This is a genomic window from Caulobacter radicis (genome assembly GCF_003094615.1).
GTDB lineage: Bacteria > Pseudomonadota > Alphaproteobacteria > Caulobacterales > Caulobacteraceae > Caulobacter > Caulobacter radicis.
The window spans coordinates 1-1176 of the sequence record NZ_QDKO01000001.1 but is presented as its reverse complement, the minus strand read 5'-3'; the positions used below and the strand labels follow the sequence as shown (position 1 = coordinate 1176).

Here is a 1176-nt window from a genome sequence, read left to right as displayed (position 1 = left end):
GATGGCCAAGGAAAAGTTCGAACGTAATAAGCCGCACTGCAACATCGGCACCATCGGTCACGTTGACCATGGCAAGACGACGCTGACGGCCGCGATCACGATCACGCTGGCGAAGTCGGGCGGCGCGACCGCCAAGAACTACGCCGACATCGACGCCGCGCCGGAAGAAAAGGCCCGCGGCATCACGATCAACACCGCGCACGTCGAGTACGAGACGGCCAACCGTCACTACGCTCACGTCGACTGCCCCGGCCACGCCGACTACGTGAAGAACATGATCACCGGCGCCGCCCAGATGGACGGCGCGATCCTGGTGGTTTCGGCCGCCGACGGCCCGATGCCGCAGACCCGCGAGCACATCCTGCTGGCCCGTCAGGTCGGCGTGCCGGCCCTGGTCGTGTTCATGAACAAGGTCGACATGGTCGACGACGAAGAGCTGCTCGAGCTCGTCGAAATGGAAGTTCGTGAGCTGCTGTCGTCCTACCAGTTCCCGGGCGACGACATCCCGATCACCAAGGGTTCGGCCCTGGCCGCCGTGGAAAACCGCGACGCCAACATCGGCGAAGAGAAGATCCTCGAGCTGATGGCTTCGGTCGACGCCTACATCCCGCAGCCGGAACGCCCGATCGACCAGGCCTTCCTGATGCCGGTCGAAGACGTGTTCTCGATCTCGGGCCGCGGCACCGTGGTGACCGGTCGCGTCGAGCGCGGCATCGTCAAGGTCGGTGAAGAAGTCGAAATCGTCGGCATCCGTCCGGTCCAGAAGACGACCTGCACGGGCGTCGAAATGTTCCGCAAGCTGCTGGACCAAGGTCAAGCCGGCGACAACGTGGGTGTGCTGCTGCGCGGCACCAAGCGTGAAGACGTCGAGCGCGGCCAAGTGCTCTGCAAGCCGGGCTCGATCACCCCGCACACCAAGTTCGTGGCCGAAGCCTACATCCTGACCAAGGAAGAAGGCGGCCGTCACACCCCGTTCTTCACCAACTACCGTCCGCAGTTCTACTTCCGCACCACCGACGTGACCGGCATCATCAAGCTGCGCGAAGGCGTGGAAATGATCATGCCGGGCGACAACGCCGAGCTGGACGTCGAGCTGATCACCCCGATCGCCATGGAAGAGAAGCTCCGCTTCGCCATCCGTGAAGGCGGCCGCACCGTCGGCGCCGGCGTCGTCGC

1 protein-coding gene is annotated in these 1176 nt (G+C 64.3%); it reads left to right on the top strand.

All coding sequences use genetic code 11. From position 1 onward, the window contains the following. Position 1 precedes the first annotated feature (1 nt). On the top strand, positions 2-1176 hold a 1175-nt coding region (gene tuf, locus DDF62_RS00005), incomplete at its 3' end, for an elongation factor Tu (RefSeq protein ID WP_116487200.1).